We start from the raw sequence: 14026 nt of genomic DNA, 5'->3' as shown, positions 1-14026 counted from the left end.
GCCTGCCATGGCCGGCTTGCCACGGCCGGGGCGCGGACGCTCCCGGACGCCGGCACGACCGCTAGGGCCCCGGGTAGACGTCCAGCCGCCCGCACATCCCAAACTTTCCCTGCTCAGCAGGCAGTTCCGCCCGCACGACCGCCTCGGCGAGGTACGAAGCGTCACCCCGTTCCAGGCGGTCCAGCTGCTCCCCCGTGGCCGCTGCGGCAGCGACGGCGCCGCTCCTCCAGCGCCGGCGCCACTCGGCGATCCGGGGCCGCACCAGCGCGGCGGCGGCCCGGTGGAAGGCGGCCAGCGGCTCCGGTCCCGAGGCCTCACGGAGCGCCCGGTAGCCGTCCAGGGCCAGGTCACGCCGGGCGCGGGCGATCCGCTCCCGCTCGGCCTCCGGGGCCTCGGCCGGGATCGTGGTCGCGGCGGCGTACGTCTCCGGGTCGGCCAGGTACTCCGGCGGGAGCGTGAGCACCGCGTCCCCCGCCTCCGGCAGCCCGCTGTTCTGCATCAGGACGGTGATGCGCAGATCGCCCTCGTTGACCAGCCGGTGGATGGTGCCCGGCGTGAACCAGGCGACCCTGCCGGGCGCGAGCGGGGTGACCTCGTAGCCGGACGCGGTCAGCGTCTGTACCGCGCCCCGGCCACCGGTGACGACGTACGCCTCCGAACAGGCCAGATGCATATGGGGAGTTCCGCCGCGCACCCCGTCGGCAGCGGGCCAGTCGTACACGCACAGCCCCGAGACGGCGACCCCGCCCGGCAGACCCGTGAACGTGTGCTCTCCGGCGCTCACCACGGATGCGCCTCCAGGTACTTGACGACGTCCTCCCGCTGCCAGGCACCGTCCGCCACGACGACCCGGTAGCGGCGGCGGAGCGTGTCGCCGGCGGCGAGTTCCAGCTCCTCGAAGAAGGACCAGGAGGCGGCGACGGCGGCGACGGGATCGTTGCGCACGAACCAGTGGGCGGGATGGGTTCCGCCCGCGCCGGAGTGGTCGTTCTCCGGGGCGTGCGCGAAGACGAGGGTGGCATGGCCGTCGGTGCCGTCGTGTTCGCCGCAGTACGCGAGCCAGGGCGCCCGGGTGCCCATCAGCGCGGGCCCCTCCCCCTGCGGCCCGATGATCCGCCCCTCCCGGAAGGCACGTGGGCCCCGCCAGAACAGGCCGGTGTAGCCCGCCAGTTCGCGCCCGGCGGTGGTCGGGCTGCCGAAGACGAGCGGCTCGGCACGCCGGTTGGTGATCGCACTGGTCCACGTCAGCGCCCAGGAGCCGGAGTCCGGGTCGACGTCGTGGACCTCGATCCGCCGCTCCTCCTCGGCCCACAGCTCACCGTCGTACGGATGCCAGGTCAGCCGCTCGGCGATCGTCGCCCGGCCGTCGGCCGCCGAGACCTCGTCGAAACCGGCGTGGCGCATCGAGCCGACCCGCTCGGGCAGTTCGAGATACCCCTGCCCGTGGACGTAGGTGTTGCCGCCCCACAGGTTCGCCCCGGACAGGTGCGAGGCGGTCAGGGACAGGCCCTTGTGCCAGCGGTGGTCGTTCGGGCGGTAGTCGGTGACGACGGCACCGGCGAGGGTGCGGACCGGGTGGAGGTAGGGCCGGGGGGCCTCCCAGGCGGCTTCGGGACGGTAGACGTAGGCGAACAGCTCGACGCCGCCGGCCGGTTCGGAGACGGTGATCCGGTCGCCGTACGCATGGACGAGCCGCAGTCCGCCGGTCATGCCGGGACCTCCTCGGCGGTCGCGGGCGCCCAGCCGGGGGCGCCGCCGTGCAGGGCGGTGTAGTAGGGGTCGCCGGGGCCGATCTCGCCGGCACGGACGGTCGTGTCGGTGAAGGCCGACTTGTACAGGGCCGTGATCAGCTCCAGACTGGTGCGCCCGTCCGCGCCACTGCTGCGCGGCCGCTCACCCGCCCGCATGCTCGCGACCAGTTCGCGCAGTTGGGCCAGGTGCGAGCTGGGCACGTCCGGACCGAAGTCCCGCCACCGCTCGGCCTGTTCGGCGGGGACGTGGGGGGCCGGGGTGATGCGCCAGTCGTCGTTGGCGTGGCCGTAGAGGTGGGTCAGCTCGACGGTCGCGCGCTCGCAGTCGACGCGGATGCGGCTGACCTCGTCGGGGCTCAGCACGCTGTTGACGACGGTCGCTAGAGCGCCGCTCGCGAAGCGGACCAGCGCGGTGGAGACGTCCTCCGTCTCGACGTCGTGCACCAGCCGCCCGGCCATGGCCCGCACCTCGCTCCAGGGCCCGAGCAGGTCCAGCAGCAGGTCCATCTGGTGAATGCCGTGGCCCATGGCCGGGCCGCCGCCCTCGGTGTGCCAGCGCCCCCGCCAGGGCACGGCGTAGTAGGCGGTGTCCCGGTACCAGGTGGTCTGACAGTGCGCCACCAGGGGCCGTCCGAGGGCGCCTTCGGCGAGCAGCCGGCGCACATGCCGGGATCCGGAGCCGAACCGGTGCTGGAAGACGATCGCCGCGTACGGACCGCCGTCCGCGCGCTCCTCCGCCTCGATCGCGTCGAAGTCGGCGAGCGAGGGCACCGGCGGCTTCTCGCACCACACCCAGGCCCCGGCGCGCAGCGCCGCCACGGTCTGCGCGCGGTGCAGGGTGGGCGGGGTGCAGATGCTGACCAGGTCGGGCCGCTGTTCGGCCAGCATCCGGTCGAGCTCGGTGTAGGCGTGCGGGACGCCGGTCTCGGCACAGAAGGCCTCGACGGCGCCCTGGTCGATGTCGACGGCGGCGACGACCTCGGTCTCGCCCTCCCGTGCGAGCTGAGCCAGTGCGGGCAGATGGGAGCCGCGCCCGATGGCGCCGGTGCCGATGACGGCCGCCCGGATGCGCCGGCCGGTGAACGGAGTTGTGGGGCGAGGGCGGTTGGGCCTGGGCGGGAGGGGAGCGGGTGGCATGGGCGGGTTCAGCACTCCTCCGGTACGGCGGGCGCGCGGGCCGGCAGTGCGGCAAGCAAAGCAGCAAGCGCTTTCTCCTGCGCTGCAACGTAAGCGGCGGCGCCGGGGCCGGTCAACACCGGGAGGCAAGTGAGCCGTTCACCCCCTGATGCGGCGCGGCGGCTCCGGCCCGCTACGCCGCCCTCGGTAGTTGATCATCCTTTTGCCTTCTCAGCGCTTGGACGCCGTACCTCCATGTCCTGGTTTGACTCCCTCGTCCTCGGACTCGTCCAGGCGGACCCGGGTGCGGCCTTCACGGCGATCACCCAGATCGGCACGGAGGTCACCAGGAGGCGTCGGGGGGCGGGCCGGGCCCGGGGTTGGCCGCGGAGGGCTCGCGGGGGCCCGTTCCGCGATCTCCGCGCCACCGCGACCATGCTCGTGGTCGTCGGCCTGGTCATCGGCATCGCCGACCGCCTGGCGGCCCGCGACGAGACCGGCGGCCGGCACCGCACACCCAAGCAGCGCTTCGTCCGGTACCGCGTGGCCCTCGGGATCGTCATCATCGCGCTGGTCTCGGCCGGCGTCCTCGGCCCGCGCGCGGCGGAGTCGGCGAGCTGAGCGCGGCGCGGACCCGTCACATGGCTCTCACCCAACAGTTCGCCCGCGTCACCCCGCGCCACCCGGAGCGCTGCCGCGCGGCGGCCCTCGCCTCCCCCGACGCCGCGCCGGGCTGGGCCCCGCCGGAAAGCGACACCCTGGACACGGACTGGGCGCTGTGGGGACTCCTCCGTTTCTGCCGCGGCCCGGGTGCCGATGCCGCCACGGCCCGCCTGCTCGACCGGGTCACCGGGGGCGACCCCGGCGGGGATGTGGGCTTCCTCGACCACCCCGACGTACACGACGGCTTCGGCGAGCCGCCCCGGCTCCTGTCCGCCGCCGCCGTTTCGGACATCTCCCGGGCACTGGACGGGACGAACCTCGACGGCGTCCTCGCCCGGCTGCCCACGGCCCCACCCGCAGCCGCCGCTGCCTGCGGATTCCCCGGCTTCAGCGGTGACCTACCGGCCTACCTGGCCGGGCACTTCACGGCCACCCGCGCCTTCTTCCGCGAGGCGGCCCGGCGGGGCATGTGCGTGGTGGTCTGGATCGACTGAGGACACGACGGCCGGCGGCGGTGACCAACCGCATACGTTCTGTGTAGCCGGGCGGTAGCGCACTGTCAGTGCTTGCCCCTAGGCTGTCCGCATGTCCCCCGATTTCCCGCCCTCTGGTTCCGTGCGGTCTGCCGCCGAGGTGAACGAGCAGATCCGGGCGCTGTGGCTGCGTGCGGGCGGCACCCTGTCGGCCCACGAGCGCGCGGAGTACGAGTTGTTGGTGGTCGAGTGGGCCGAGGCGATCCGCGGTGAGGTCGTGAAGGCGGCCTGACGCGGGCGGCGGCCCGCTGCCGCCGGTCTGCGCCCGCAGGTGCGCGAGCGCCTCGTCCGCCACCGGATGCGGTCGCTCCCCGGACAACCGCCCTGCCGCCCGCTCCGGTTCTGGCCGTGCGGCATAGCTTGCCGGACGCACGTGGTCCCGCGTCCCCGTGCAGCCACTGCCCCTGTCCGCCTCAGCGGCGCCGGCTGGCCGATCCGGACCCGGAGACGCGATGGCTCGTGGGACTCGACGCCGAAGCGCCCGTCGGCGCCGTGGTCCAGTTGCTCGCCGACCCCGACAAGCGGGTAGGCGCCATGGCAGCCGGTCACCCCGCGCTGCCGGTCGATCTCGTCCTCCGGAGCTGCGGAGATCCGGAGACCTCCGCCCACGCCCTCGGCAACCCGGGCCTTCCCCCGGAAACCATGCACCGATACCTGGATGATGCGGGCATCCCTCGCTGACGCAGACAGATCAGAAGCGCACGGCCCGTCTCCAGCACGCACCATCGATTGTCCCGGCGCGCCTCTTGGCTCCGCGCCCGCCATGCCCAACACTGTGCCGATGACGCAGCGCGCTGAGCTCGCGACCGTGATCGACCGGCTGGCCGTGGACGAGCTGATCACCGCGTACGCGGTGGCGGTGGACGACGGAGACTGGACCGCGTACCGGATGCTTTTCACGACGGACGGGCGGGCCGACTACCGTTCGGCGGGCGGTATAGAGGGCGACGCGGGACAGGTCGCCGGATGGCTGGCGGAGAGCCTGGCACTGTTCGCCATGCGCCAGCACCTGATCGTCAACCGCCAGATCCGGTTCGGCCTCCTGGAACACGACACCGGCGACACCGCCTCGGTACGGGCCGACTACCTCAACCCGATGCGCTTCGCGAGCAACGGCAGCCCTACGGCTCCGGACCTGGTCTGCGGCGGCCGGTACGACTTCGCGCTCCTGCGCACCTCGGAGGGCTGGCGCCTGCGCAAGGTGGCGGTCGAGGAAAAGTGGCGGCGCCTGCCGGCCAAGGGCACTGAAACCCCATAGGGCGCGGCATCCCGAGCTCTTCCGCGCGCCTCACGCCCCCTGTCGTAGATCGCCCCCACCGCGCACACTGGAATGAGCGCAGGGCAGGGAGGGCCCCATGAGGACGATCAACCACTGGCTCGCCTCCCCTTGGCGGCGCTCGGGCGCAGCCGCGATCGCCGGCGCCCTTCCCGTGCTCTCGTTCCCGGCGCCGGCCCTGTGGTGGTTCGCCTACGTCGCCCTGGTCCCCTGGATCCTGCTGGCCCGGTCGGCTCCGAGCGGGCGCCGCGCGGCGTACGACGGCTGGTGCGGCGGCTTCGGCTTCCTGGTGGCCGTGCACCACTGGCTGTTGCCGAGCCTGCATGTGTTCATCTTCCTGATAGCCGCCCTGCTGGGCGCGCTCTGGGCGCCCTGGGGCTGGCTGGTGCGCCGGTTCCTCGGCGAGCAGCCGTCCCCGGGGCGGGGCGCCGCCGCGGTACTGGTGCTGCCGTCCGGCTGGCTCATGGTGGAGCTGGTGCGGTCCTGGCAGGGGCTGGGTGGGCCGTGGGGCATGCTGGGCGCCAGTCAGTGGCAGGTGTCGCCGGCGCTGCGGCTGGCCTCGGTCGGCGGGGTGTGGCTGCTGAGCTTTCTGGTGGTGGCCGTCAACGTGGCGGCGGCCGTGCTGATATCCGTGCGCGAGGCCCGCGTCCCGGCCGTGGCCTCGCTGGTCGCCACGGTCGCCGCGACCTCGGCCGCATGGGCCTGGGCACCGCGTCCGCAGGTCGACGGGCAGGTGCGGATCGCCGTCGTACAGCCCGGGATCGTGGACGGGCACGACAGCGGCGAGAAGCGGTTCGACCGCGAGGAGCAGCTGACCCGGCGGCTCGTCGGACAGGACCTCGACCTGGTCGTGTGGGGCGAGTCCAGCGTCGGGTACGACCTGGGCCACCGGCCCGACCTGGCCCGGCGGATCGCCGCGCTGTCCCGCGCGACCGGCGCGGACGTGCTGGTGAACGTGGACGCCCGCCGCTCCGACCGGCCCGGTATCTACAAGAGTTCGGTGCTGATCGGCCCGGACGGCCCGACCGGCGAACGGTACGACAAGATGCGGCTCGTGCCCTTCGGCGAGTACATACCGGCGCGCTCGCTCCTCGGCTGGGCCACCTCGGTCGGCAAGGCGGCCGGCGAGGACCGCAGGCGTGGCACCGAGCAGGTCGTGATGAACGTCAGGCACGGGCTGCGGATCGGCCCGCTGATCTGCTTCGAGACCGCGTTCCCCGACATGAGCCGGCATCTCGCCGAGGACGGCGCCGACGTCCTGCTCGGGCAGTCGGCCACGTCCACCTTCCAGGACAGCTGGGCACCGGAGCAGCATGCCTCGCTGGCCGCGCTGCGGGCCGCCGAGACCGGCCGCCCGATGGTGCACGCCACCCTCACCGGCGTCTCGGCCGTGTACGGCCCGGGCGGGCAGCAGCTCGGTCCGTGGCTCGGCACCGACGCGAGCACCGCCCGCGTGTACGACGTACCGCTCGCGCACGGCATCACTCCGTACGTCCGCTACGGCGACTGGCCGGTGCACGGCGCGCTGCTGGTGCTGGCGGCGCTGTGCGTCACCGAGAGCCTGCGAACGCTCAGGCTGCGGCGGAACGGTCCCGAACCGCTCGTACCACCCGCTCGCACAGCTCATGGGTCGCCAGCGCGTCCCGGGCACTGAGCACCTTCTGGGCGCGCACGGCGTCGAGGAAGGCGAGGACCGCCTGTTCGATGCCGCGCTGCCGGGCCACCGGCACCCAGTCGCCGCGCCGGCGCACGGTCGGCTGGCCCTTGTGGTCGATCACCTCGGCGAGGTTGAGCACCTGGCGCTTGGTGTCCTGCCCGGAGACCTCCAGGATCTCCTCCGTGGACCCGCTGAGCCGGTTCATCACGCCGAGCGCGGTGAAGCCGTCCCCGGCGAGCTGGAGCACGACATGGTGCAGCAGCCCGGCCTCGACGCGGGCGCGCACGGTGATGTCGTCGACCGTCCCCGGCACCAGGAAGCGCAGGGTGTCGACGACGTGGATGAAGTCGTCCAGGATCATCGAGCGCGGTTCCTCGGGCAGCCCGACCCGGTTCTTCTGCATGAGGATCAGCTCGCGCGGGTGCTCCAGACACTGCGCGTACGCGGGCGCGTACCGGCGGTTGAAGCCCACGAACAGCGAGACCCCGCGCTCCTCGGCGAGGCCCACCAGCCGCTCGGAGTCGGCGAGTTCGTAGGCGAGCGGCTTGTCCACGTACGTCGGTACGCCCGCGTCGAGCAGCCGGGTGACGATCTCGGGGTGGACGGCGGTCGGCGCGTGCACGAAGGCCGCGTCGAGACCGGCGGCGAGCAGGGAGTCGAGCGTTGTGTGGCGCCGGCCGGGCGGCAGATGCAGGCTGTCCGCGACCCGGTCGAGGGTGTCGGGCGTCCTGGTCCGGAGGTGCAGGTCGACTCCCGGCTGCATGGCCAGCACCGGCAGGTACGCCTTCTGCGCGATGTCCCCGAGTCCGATGCAGCCGACCTTCACGTGCTCTCCCCTACCGCTCGATTGCCTCTCCGGCAGCATACGGGGGCCGCCAGCCGGCGATGTCGTCGAAGCCGCGCAGGAGAAGCGCGGGTGCGACCTTGGACAGGGCCGCGATCACGGTGTCGCGCACGGCGACGGCGACGGGGTTGCCGGCCATGTTCACGCGGGCGGCCTTGACGGCCCGGCGGGCGATCGCGGTGGTGCGCGGCAGCCGGGCGGCGGTGTAGGCGGCCAGGTCGTGGCTGTGGTGGGCGAGCACCACGGCGTCCTCGATGGCCTGGTTGCCGCCCTGGCCGAGGGTCGGCGGCATGGCGTGGGCGGCGTCGCCGAGCAGGGCCACCCGGCCGAAGTGGTGGGCGGGCAGGGGCGTGACGATGTGGTGGACGTCGTGCCGGAGGACGTCCTCGGGGCGGGCGGCGGCGAGCACGGCGGGGATGGGATCGTGCCAGTCGCCGAACAGGCGCAGGAGTTCGGCCTTCTCGTCGTCGGGCGCCCGCCCGCCGGCCGGGGTCATGGCCGCCGCATAGGCGTAGACGCGGCCGTCCTTGACCGGGTGGGTGCCCCAGATGCGGCCGCGGCCCCACGTCTCGTGCGAGGCGAACCGCGCGCCGGGCACCGGGATCAGCACCCGCCAGGTGGTGAACCCCGCGTACACCGGCCCGGGATGGTCCGGGAACAGGGCGCCGCGGACGCGGGAGTTGATGCCGTCCGCGCCGACCACCAGCTCGGCCTCCAGTTCGTCGTCCCCGGTGCGCACCCGGGCGGGCCGCCGGCCGTCGCCGGGGTCGGCGAGGTGCGCGGCGGTAGCGGTGCGGACGGCACCCGGCCGGAGCAGGGCGGCCAGGCGGTCGACCAGGATGGCGCGGGGCAGCAGGACCAGCGGGCCGCTGAAACGTGCGGACGCCGCCTCGGCGCTGGACCGGGACAGCCACCGCCCGCCCGGCGTACGCAGTCCGCCGTCCCCCTGCCAGGCAGCCAGATCCCGGATCGCCTCGCCGATGCCGAGCACGTCCAGGGCGCGCAGGGCATTCGGGGCGAGCGAGATGGCCGCGCCGACCGGCTCCAGGGAGCGGGCCCGCTCCAGCACGGTCACCTCCCAGCCCCTGCGGTGCAGAGCCGCCGCCGCGGCCAGACCTCCGATGCCGCCACCGATGACGATCGCACGCCCCGACCGAGCCATGGCTCCTCCAGAAACCCCTCGAACTACATCTGTAGTGAGTGCGACTCTACTACAGCCGTAGTGAGACAGATAGGGTCACCTCATGTCCGTACGCACCCCCAGCGCCTCCCGTGCCGACCTGGTCGCCGACGCAGCCCTCGCCCTGCTCGCCGAGCGTGGGATGCGCGGGCTGACGCACCGTGCGGTGGACGAGGCGGCGGGGCTGCCGCTCGGCTCGACGTCGAACGTGGCGCGCACCCGGCAGGCCCTGCTGGAACTGGCGGTACGGCGGCACGCCGAGCGTGAGGCACGGGTACTGGACCTGGCCGAGATGCCGGATCCGAGCGGCGGACCCGACGCCCTCACCGACGGGTTGGCGCTGGCCGTGCACCGCTCCCTGACCCGGGGCCGCGACCTGCTGATCGCCCGCTACGAACTCGCCCTGGAGGCCACCCGCCGCCCCGAACTGCGCGCCTTCTACGACCGGACCGGTGCCGTCTTCAGGGAGCAACTGGCCGCGATGCTCACCGCCGTGGGCTCACCCGACCCGGCCCGGCATGTGCTGTCCCTGGTCGCCTGGGCGGACGGGCTGATGTTCTCCTGCGCGGCGGGATCCTTCAGCGCCGATGAGCCGGGCCTGGAGGACATCCGCAAGGGCCTGCGGGAACTGCTCGCGGGGATGCTGGGCCGCTGAAAACCCTTGGTGGGGAGCATGGAACCTCGGCGAGGATACGGGCATGACGACCGAACGCCGAGAGCCTGCCCTGAACGCCGGTGAACGCGCCATGCTGGAGGGCTGGCTGGACTACCACCGCCGGACGCTGGCCTGGAAGTGCGAGGGCCTGACCGACGAGCAACTGCGGACCGCGTCCGTGCCGCCCTCCGAGCTGTCCCTCATGGGTCTGGTGCGGCACATGGCGGAGGTGGAACGCGGCTGGTTCCGCAAGGTGCTCGTGGGCGACGACCCCGGCCCGATCTACTACACGGAGGACGACCGGGACGGCGAGTTCCATCTCACCGAGGCCGACACCTGGCAGGAGGCGTACGCGACCTGGCAGGCGGAGATCGAGATCGCCCGGCGCAACGCGGCCGGCTTCGCTCTCGACGATCTGTCCGAGGGATCGAGCAGGTTCAGCGACGAGCCGTTCAGCCTGCGCTGGATCTACACCCATATGATCGAGGAGTACGCCCGGCACAACGGCCACGCCGACCTGATCCGCGAACGGATCGACGGCACCACCGGCGACTGAACGTCAGCCCCGTCACCCCGAACCCCTCCGTACGGGGCACGACATCACCCGTGCGGGGGCAACAACCTCGGCTCCCTGGTGCCAACCCGGGCACCGAACCAGCAGAGTTGACCGGGTGCATCGAACGACGACCACCACAGCGCTCCTGGTCACCGTGGCCGTCTCGGCCCTCTCCGGCTGTGTGACGGTACAGCGCCCCGCGGCACCCGCGCCACCGAGGGACACGGCCCCCTCGCTCCCGACCGCACCCCGGCCGGACGGCAGCGTGAAGCCACGGATGGTACAGGCACCGGCCCAGGAGGCACTGGAGATGACAGGGCCATCCCGGCACCCGAGCCGCGCCACGCCGGCCACGCCGCATCCGTCGGTGGAGGCACCCCGGGTCGTACATCAACCTCCGGCGGCTCCCCCCGCTCCGTCCCGTCCCCACGAGCGCCCCCGGCGGTCGCACGCCGCCGCCCCGGACCTGCCGAACGCGGTCCCGAAGGCCCCGAACGCCTGCGCCCTGGGCAAGCAGTACGGCGGCTGGCGGGCAGACAGCCCGGAGGCGGAGATCTGTCAGCAGACGTACGGCCACTGAAGCGCACCCGGAAGGCGTCAGTCACCCAGCCGCAACTCCAGCCGCCCGATCGCGGCCCACACCCCATCGCCGTACCCGTCGTCGGGCAGGACGTCCGCGGCATCGCGTGCCCGGCGCAAATGGCTGCGGGCCGCCTCGTCCCGGCCCAGCTTCACATAGTCGGCGGCAAGATCGAGATGGAGCGAGGGGACCAACCCCCGCACGCTCGGCGGAGCGCCCCGGTCCTCCGCCGCCGACAACGCCCTGAGATCCCAGGCGAGTTCGTCCTCCGGGTCGTCCTGGGTGTCCGCGAGGTAGTGGGCCAGGGTGCAGCGGTGCAGTGGGTCGCCGTCCTCGCCGATCTCCGCCCACAGAGTCAGAAAGCGGCTGCGGGCCTCCTCGCGGTCGCCCCCGTGGTGCAGCATCACGATCTGCCCGATCCGTGTCAGCAGGGCATCCGGTGCCGCCTGCTCCTGTTGCTCCGCCACGGGTGCCCTCCGGGCTGTCGACCGCTGTGTGGTCCCGACGCTAAAGGGCGCCGTCTGGATTCCTCGGCAGGCGGCGCCGTTGTGGCGTGGGCCGGTGGTCGGCTGCGGGCCGGTGGAGGGCTGGTCGCGCCCACGCGGCGCAGCCGCATGTGTTGCAGCCGTGCGCCCCTGGGAGTTGCGCCTCCGTCGGCTTCGAGGCGCCCCCGTCCTCAGCCCAGATCCGGGATGCGCCAGTCGATCGGCTCATGGCCCTGCGCGGCGATCGCCTCGTTGATCTGGGTGAAGGGGCGGGAGCCGAAGAACTTCTTCGCGGACAGCGGCGAGGGGTGCGCGCCCTTGACCACCACGTGCCGCTTCTCGTCGATCAGCGGCAGTTTCTTCTGCGCGTAGTTGCCCCACAGGACGAAGACCGCCGGGTCGGGGCGGGAGGCCACCGCGCGGATCACCGCGTCGGTGAACCTCTCCCAGCCTTTGCCCTTGTGCGAGTTGGCCTCGCCGGCCCGGACCGTGAGGACCGCGTTGAGCAGCAGCACGCCCTGCCGGGCCCACGGCATCAGATAGCCGTTGTCCGGGATCGGCAGGCCCAGCTCCTCCTGCATCTCCTTGTAGATGTTGCGCAGGGAGGGCGGGGTCTTCACGCCGGGGCGGACCGAGAAGCACAGGCCGTGGCCCTGGCCCTCGCCGTGGTACGGGTCCTGGCCCAGCACGAGGACCTTGACCTGCTCGTACGGCGTCGCGTCGAGCGCGGCGAAGACCTCATCGCGCGGCGGGTAGACGGGACCCTTCGCCCGCTCCTCCTCGACGAACTCGGTCAGCTCCTTGAAGTAGGGCTGCTGCAGCTCGTCGCCCAGAACCCCGCGCCAGGACTCGGGCAGCATGGCGATGTCGGTCACGTCAACGTCCTCATGGTCGATCGACTACGTCGTGCGGTCACTTGCAGGATTCAGAACCTACAGGTGACCACTGACAATCGCTGCCGCAAGGGCCGTTCACCGGGCTCACCAGCTGGTCTTGCGGTGCAGCGCCCACATCATCATGATCGTCGACGGGTCGAGGGCCTGCTCGCCGCCGGAGATGTCCTCGCTGGCGGCGATGAACTGCCGGCCCTGCCACAGCGGGATCAGCCGCGCGTCGCCGACGATGATCTGCTGGGCCTGCTCCATGTCCTTGACCGTCTGGGCGCGGTCGCTCTCGGCACGCGAGTGGGGCAGCAGCTTGTCGGTGATCTCCTTGGCCGGGTAGGGCGTGCCGAGCGCGTTGTGCTCGCCGACGAACGGGGCGATGAAGTTGTCCGCGTCGGGGAAGTCGGGGAACCAGCCGCGCCCGAACACCGGGTACTCGCCGTTCTGGTAGCCGACCACATAGGTCTTCCAGGGGCGGCTCTTGAGTGTGATCGTGAACAGCCCGGAGGCCTCCAGCTGCCGCTTCAGCTCCTGGAACATCAGCGCGGTCTCGGAGCCGTAGCGGTCGGTCGTGTACCAGAGGGTGAGCGGCACGCGCTGGTGGATGCCCGCGTCGGAGAGGATCTTGCGGGCCTTGGGGACGCTCGGGTCGCCGTAGTTGTCGAAGAAGCCGGTGGTGTGTCCGGTCAGGCCCTTCGGGACCATCGAGTACAGCGGGTCGACGGTGTCCTTGTACACCTTGTGCGCGATGGCACCCCGGTCGACGATCTGGGCGACGGCCTTGCGCACGGCGGGCTCCTTGGCCCAGGGGTCCTTGGGGTTGAACACCAGGTAGCTGATGTCGATGCCGGATCCGTCGACCAGCTGGAGGTTGCTGTCGCTGTGCTGTTGCAGGGCGAGGATGTCGTCGGCGGCGAGGCCGCGGTAGGTGACGTCGATCTGCTTGTCCCGCAGCGCCTTGACCATCTGGGCGGAGTCCTGGAAGTAGCGGATGGTCACCGCGTCGTTCTGCCGCTTGGCGAAGCCCTGGTAGTTGCCGTTGGCGACGAGGACGACCTGTTTGCCCTCCGCGTAGGACTGGACCTTGTACGGCCCGGAGCCGTAGACGTTGTCGTCCTTGCGCAGGGAGCGCGCGGGGTAGTCGTCCGGGTCGACGATCGACATGGCGGGCGTGGCCAGCACGAACGGGAAGGTGGCGTCGGGCTGGTTGAGGTGGAAGACGATCTCGCGGTCGCCGAGCGCCTGCACCCGGTCCAGGCTGCCGAGCAGACCTGCTGGGCCGCCGGGGGCGTCGATCGTGCGGATGCGGTCGATGGAGTGCTTGACGGCCTGGGCGTTCAGCGGGTCGCCGTCGGCGAACTTCATGCCCGCGCGGAGCGTGCAGCGGTAGGTGCGGCTCGACGTGTCGGTGAAGGAGCAGCTCTCGGCGGCGTCGGGCTGGGGAGCGGCGGCACCGCTGGGGAAGGCCAGCAGCGTCTGGAAGATGTTGCGGTACAGCTCCCAGGAGCCGTCCCAGGCGCCGGCGGGGTCCAGCGTGCTGGGGGCGCTGGTGGTGCCGACGACGATGGGGCCCTTGCTGTTGTTGTTGTCGGACAGCAGGCTGCAGCCGGCCACCAGGGATATGGACGCGATCGCCGCGACTCTCCGCAGGAATCGGTTCCGGTTGAACACGCGCACGCTCCTCGATCTGCCATACCAAGGGTCGGCAGACCATACCGCAGCGTTCGACGCCCTGAACCTCCCCTGTAACAGGGCTTCTTGATCGATTTCGCGATGACGACGTTGTCAGTCCGCTGTGCGGATTCCATGCGGTGTTCCGGGCGCCGATCCGTCCGAAAATCGGCGC

Annotated in this window: 16 protein-coding genes and 1 pseudogene; 9 read left to right on the top strand and 8 right to left on the bottom strand. The window is 72.2% G+C overall.

Translation table 11 applies throughout. The features are described 5' to 3' along the window. Positions 1-61: 61 nt before the first annotated feature. From ACFYOH_RS31425 to ACFYOH_RS31415, 3 genes are read right to left on the bottom strand one after another with little or no spacing between them, the layout of a single operon-like run. Positions 62-784, bottom strand: coding sequence for a cupin domain-containing protein (locus ACFYOH_RS31425; RefSeq protein ID WP_388632524.1), 723 nt, complete (start codon positions 782-784; stop codon positions 62-64). After that, a complete protein-coding gene (locus ACFYOH_RS31420; protein ID WP_388632521.1) occupies positions 781-1710 on the bottom strand; it encodes a PmoA family protein in 930 nt (309 codons plus the stop codon). Before ACFYOH_RS31420 ends, ACFYOH_RS31425 begins: the two co-directional genes overlap by 4 nt. Next, a complete protein-coding gene (locus ACFYOH_RS31415) occupies positions 1707-2888 on the bottom strand; it encodes a Gfo/Idh/MocA family protein (RefSeq protein WP_388632519.1) in 1182 nt (393 codons plus the stop codon). Before ACFYOH_RS31415 ends, ACFYOH_RS31420 begins: the two co-directional genes overlap by 4 nt. A 234-nt stretch (positions 2889-3122) precedes the next feature. On the opposite strand from ACFYOH_RS31415, the pseudogene ACFYOH_RS31410 reads away from it, so the two are divergent. The 6 genes and pseudogenes from ACFYOH_RS31410 to lnt all read left to right on the top strand — a co-directional run. Next, a pseudogene (locus ACFYOH_RS31410) lies at positions 3123-3395 on the top strand (undecaprenyl-diphosphatase); the annotation flags it as partial. Positions 3396-3508: 113 nt separating this feature from the next. After that, a complete protein-coding gene (locus tag ACFYOH_RS31405) occupies positions 3509-4024 on the top strand; it encodes a DUF1877 domain-containing protein (protein WP_388632516.1) in 516 nt (171 codons plus the stop codon). A gap of 91 nt (positions 4025-4115) precedes the next feature. Further along, complete coding sequence (locus ACFYOH_RS31400) at positions 4116-4295, top strand: hypothetical protein (protein WP_388632513.1); 180 nt, start codon at positions 4116-4118, stop codon at positions 4293-4295. Between the two features lie 227 nt (positions 4296-4522). Continuing rightward, complete coding sequence (locus tag ACFYOH_RS31395) at positions 4523-4744, top strand: hypothetical protein (protein ID WP_388632510.1); 222 nt, start codon at positions 4523-4525, stop codon at positions 4742-4744. Positions 4745-4844: 100 nt separating this feature from the next. Continuing rightward, positions 4845-5321, top strand: coding sequence for a nuclear transport factor 2 family protein (locus ACFYOH_RS31390; protein ID WP_388632507.1), 477 nt, complete (start codon positions 4845-4847; stop codon positions 5319-5321). Between the two features lie 97 nt (positions 5322-5418). Then, entirely contained in the window at positions 5419-6993 is a 1575-nt protein-coding gene (lnt, locus tag ACFYOH_RS31385; protein WP_388632504.1) for an apolipoprotein N-acyltransferase, read from the top strand. Here the strand turns inward: lnt and ACFYOH_RS31380 are convergent. After that, positions 6911-7822: a Gfo/Idh/MocA family protein gene (locus tag ACFYOH_RS31380; protein WP_388632501.1), complete on the bottom strand. Its 912-nt coding sequence runs from the start codon at positions 7820-7822 to the stop codon at positions 6911-6913. The two genes, lnt and ACFYOH_RS31380, sit on opposite strands and share 83 nt — an antisense overlap. 10 nt (positions 7823-7832) lie before the next feature. After that, positions 7833-9002 carry an FAD-dependent monooxygenase gene (locus tag ACFYOH_RS31375; protein ID WP_388632498.1) on the bottom strand — a complete coding sequence of 390 codons (1170 nt, stop codon included), beginning with the start codon at positions 9000-9002 and terminating at the stop codon, positions 7833-7835. Positions 9003-9084: 82 nt separating this feature from the next. Here ACFYOH_RS31375 and ACFYOH_RS31370 point away from each other — a divergent pair, with 82 nt between their 5' ends. From ACFYOH_RS31370 to ACFYOH_RS31360, 3 genes are all read left to right on the top strand, one after another. Further along, positions 9085-9675 (top strand): TetR/AcrR family transcriptional regulator, encoded by a 591-nt coding sequence (locus tag ACFYOH_RS31370; protein ID WP_388632495.1) that lies wholly within the window; start codon positions 9085-9087, stop codon positions 9673-9675. A 43-nt stretch (positions 9676-9718) separates the two neighbouring features. Further along, positions 9719-10231: a DinB family protein gene (locus ACFYOH_RS31365; protein WP_388632492.1), complete on the top strand. Its 513-nt coding sequence runs from the start codon at positions 9719-9721 to the stop codon at positions 10229-10231. Between the two features lie 310 nt (positions 10232-10541). Further along, complete coding sequence (locus ACFYOH_RS31360) at positions 10542-10811, top strand: hypothetical protein (protein ID WP_388632489.1); 270 nt, start codon at positions 10542-10544, stop codon at positions 10809-10811. Positions 10812-10828: 17 nt separating this feature from the next. Here the strand turns inward: ACFYOH_RS31360 and ACFYOH_RS31355 are convergent, their stop codons facing one another. The 3 genes from ACFYOH_RS31355 to ACFYOH_RS31345 form a co-directional block, all read right to left on the bottom strand. Continuing rightward, positions 10829-11278 carry a hypothetical protein gene (locus ACFYOH_RS31355; protein ID WP_388632486.1) on the bottom strand — a complete coding sequence of 150 codons (450 nt, stop codon included), beginning with the start codon at positions 11276-11278 and terminating at the stop codon, positions 10829-10831. 209 nt (positions 11279-11487) lie between these two features. Beyond that, positions 11488-12171, bottom strand: a complete 684-nt coding sequence (gene ung, locus ACFYOH_RS31350) for a uracil-DNA glycosylase (protein WP_388632484.1) — start codon at positions 12169-12171, stop codon at positions 11488-11490. 105 nt (positions 12172-12276) lie between these two features. After that, complete coding sequence (locus ACFYOH_RS31345) at positions 12277-13851, bottom strand: ABC transporter substrate-binding protein (RefSeq protein ID WP_388632481.1); 1575 nt, start codon at positions 13849-13851, stop codon at positions 12277-12279. Between the last annotated feature and the right edge of the window lie 175 nt (positions 13852-14026).

Origin of the sequence: Streptomyces sp. NPDC007856, assembly GCF_042868225.1 — a bacterium.
GTDB lineage: Bacteria > Actinomycetota > Actinomycetes > Streptomycetales > Streptomycetaceae > Streptomyces.
The sequence above is the reverse complement of the archived record's forward strand: the minus strand, read 5'-3'. Positions and strand labels throughout refer to the sequence as shown.